This window comes from Arenimonas sp. (assembly GCF_035312645.1).
GTDB lineage: Bacteria > Pseudomonadota > Gammaproteobacteria > Xanthomonadales > Xanthomonadaceae > Arenimonas.
Window position 1 is genome coordinate 1 of sequence record NZ_DATGBO010000122.1, and the last position, 3175, is coordinate 3175.

Here is a 3175-nt window from a genome sequence, read left to right on the forward strand (position 1 = left end):
CAAGGCGCGCCGTCTGCTCTGGCCGGTCAAGCAGAAGTACGGCAAGAAGCTCTCGTGGGCTGACCTGATGATCCTGGCCGGCAACGTGGCGCTCGAGTCCATGGGCTTCAAGACCTTCGGGTTCGGCGGCGGCCGCGCGGACATCTGGGAACCCGAAGAAGACATCTACTGGGGGCCGGAAGGAAAGTGGCTGGCGGACGAGCGCTACAGCGGCGACCGTGAACTCGCGAACCCCTTGGGCGCAGTGCAGATGGGCTTGATCTACGTGAATCCGGAAGGCCCGAATGGCAATCCCGACCCGCTCGGATCGGCGCGCGATATCCGCGAAACTTTTGCGCGCATGGCGATGGACGACGAGGAAACCGTGGCCCTCACGGCCGGTGGCCACACCTTCGGCAAGGCGCACGGTGCGGCCGATCCGGGCAAGCACTGCGGCCCCGAACCCGAAGGCGGCAGCATCGAAGATCAGGGCTTCGGCTGGACCGATACCTTCGGCAGCGGCGCGGGCGGCGACGCCATCACCAGCGGCATCGAAGGCGCGTGGACGCCGAATCCGATCCGTTGGGACAACGGCTACTTCGAAACCTTGTTCGGTCACGAATGGGAACTCAGCAAGAGCCCCGCCGGCGCGCATCAATGGAAACCCAAGGACGCCGCCGCCGCGACGCTGGTGCCCGATGCGCACGACCCGAACAAGCGCCACGCGCCGATGATGACCACGGCCGACATGGCCATGCGCATGGATCCGGTCTACGAAAAAATCTCGCGCCGCTTCATGGCCGATCCGCAGGCATTCGCCGACGCGTTCGCGCGCGCCTGGTTCAAGCTGCTGCACCGTGACATGGGTCCGCGCGTCCGCTATCTCGGCAGGCTGGTGCCGAAGGAAGAACTGATCTGGCAGGATCCGATCCCCGCGCTGGATCACGCGCTGATCGCTGCGGCGGACATCGCTGCGCTGAAGGCGAAGATACTTTCGTCCGGCTTGTCGATCGCGCAACTGGTCAGCACCGCGTGGGCATCGGCGTCGACGTTCCGCGGCACCGACATGCGCGGCGGCGCCAACGGCGCGCGCATTCGTCTGGCGCCGCAGAAAGATTGGGAGGTCAACCAGCCCGCCGAGCTGGCGAAAGTTCTTTCGACGCTCGAAGCGATCCAGAAAGACTTCAACGCCGCGCAGGCCGGCGGCAGGAAAGTTTCGCTGGCCGACCTGATCGTGCTCGGCGGCGGCGCAGCCGTCGAAGCAGCGGCGAAAAAAGCCGGCCATGACGTGACCGTTCCGTTCGCGCCCGGCCGCATGGATGCCTCGCAGGAACAGACCGACGCGCATTCGTTCGCGCCGCTGGAACCGATCGCCGATGGCTTCCGCAACTACGTGCGCCAGGGCCGCGAGGGATCGGTAGCCGAGATGCTGATCGACCGCGCCAACCTGCTGACGCTGAGCGCGCCGGAAATGACGGTGTTGATCGGCGGCCTGCGCGTCCTCGGTGCGAACGCCGGGCAAGCCAGGCACGGCGTCTTCACCACGCGTCCGGGAACGCTGAGCAACGACTTCTTCGTCAACCTGCTCGACATGCGCACGAAATGGCGGAAGTCCGCCGACAACGAGCACGTGCTGGAAGGGCGCGATCGTAACTCCGGCGAGATCAAATGGACGGGCACCGTCGTCGACCTCGTGTTCGGTTCCAACTCGCAACTGCGCGCACTGGCGGAAGTCTTTGCCGCCAGCGACGCGCAAGCGAAGTTCGTGCAGGACTTCGTCGCGGCCTGGAGCAAGGTGATGAACCTGGATCGCTTCGACCTGAAGTGATGGCGGCGGCGTTGCCGTCGCCAGCTATCAGCAATTCCGTAGGAGCGGCGCAAGCCGCGACAGGTTTCTAGGCAGCAGCAAAGACCTGTCGCGGCTCGCGCCGCTCCTACAGGTCATCGCGAACAACACCTGGCATCAGCCGCGCGTTGGCCGCTCACCAATGCTGCGGCAATTCCTTGGCAACGATCGTCCGCATGCGCCCTTCCTTGACCAGGAAGCCGCCACGCACCAGATCGCGAAACAAGTGGTTGATCATCTCGCGGGTAGCGCCGACACGATTGGCGATTTCCTGCTGCGTGAGTTCCCTGGGGATGACGCGCTCGCCCTGCGCATCGAGCGGTATCAGGTTGATCAGCACCGCCATGCGCTCGTACACGCCGTCCAGGGCCAGCCCCTTGATCTGTCGCGTGGCGTGGCGGACGCGGCCGATCAGCTTGATCACCAGGCGCTCAGCGAACTCCGGATAGGCGGCCATGAACTCGCGGAACTTCGCCTCGCCGATGACGACGCAATCCGAATCCTCGACCGCTTTCACCGACGCGGAGCGCAGCCCGCCGTCGAGAAACATTTCACCGAAGAACTCGCCCGGCTCGAGGATGTTGTAGATCAACTCGCGGCGCTTGAAGTCGCTGGTGAACACCTTGAGCTTGCCGGCCACCAGCACGTACAAGGCATCGGACACATCGCCTTCGCTGATCAGCACCTCGCCGCGCGCGAAGCGACGCAGGCTGCCATGCCCGGCCAGATCGGCGAGCAATTTTCCGGAAAGTATTCCAACGTCAGCGTCTGGCATGCCCAAGTGTAGATGTAGCCAAGGCTTCAAGAACCTCGAATGTATCGCAACTCAACGCATCGAGCCGGAAGAAAGCATCGCGCGCGACCGATCTGGTGGTGGTGTGAAAAATTTACGTTGCTGCCTCATTGGCAAGAGTGCTGCTATCAGGAATCGTTGGCCGTCGGGGTAGGCGTCCATAGCTTCTGTGTCCGATCGCGAGGGCTATCGTGCCTGGGCGATGCGCGCCAGGCAGCGTCTGATCGCGACGGAGCCGGATCGGGAACGGCACCGGGGGGATGCCATGTTCGGACATCGCTGGTCATGGCGCGCACTGAGCCTCGGGCTCTGCTTCGCCATGCTCCTGTCACTGGCCTCGACCGCCTGCGCCGACACCGAGGTCTGGGTCAACACGAAGTCCGGCGTCTATCACTGCCCGAGCAGCCAGTACTACGGCCGCACGAAACGCGGCAAATATCTCGGCGAAGGTGAAGCGGTGAGCGACGGCTACAGCCCGGCCTATGGTCGACCCTGCTCACCGCAAGTTGCGCAACAGGCGCGGAGCTCGCTGCGCCAGAACCTGGCAGCGAGCCCAT

Annotated in this window: 3 protein-coding genes; 2 read left to right on the forward strand and 1 reads right to left on the reverse strand. The window is 64.4% G+C overall.

Features of this window, described 5'->3' with window-relative positions; all coding sequences use genetic code 11:
* A partial coding sequence (gene katG, locus VKM35_RS11235) for a catalase/peroxidase HPI (protein ID WP_324321110.1) occupies positions 1-1807 on the forward strand: 1807 nt, incomplete at its 5' end.
* A gap of 154 nt (positions 1808-1961) precedes the next feature.
* Here the strand turns inward: katG and VKM35_RS11240 are convergent.
* On the reverse strand, positions 1962-2600 hold the full coding sequence (locus tag VKM35_RS11240) for a Crp/Fnr family transcriptional regulator (protein ID WP_324321111.1): 639 nt from the start codon (positions 2598-2600) through the stop codon (positions 1962-1964).
* 337 nt (positions 2601-2937) lie between these two features.
* On the opposite strand from VKM35_RS11240, the gene VKM35_RS11245 reads away from it, so the two are divergent.
* Positions 2938-3175: hypothetical protein (locus VKM35_RS11245; protein ID WP_324321112.1), on the forward strand; the 238-nt coding region annotated here is incomplete at its 3' end.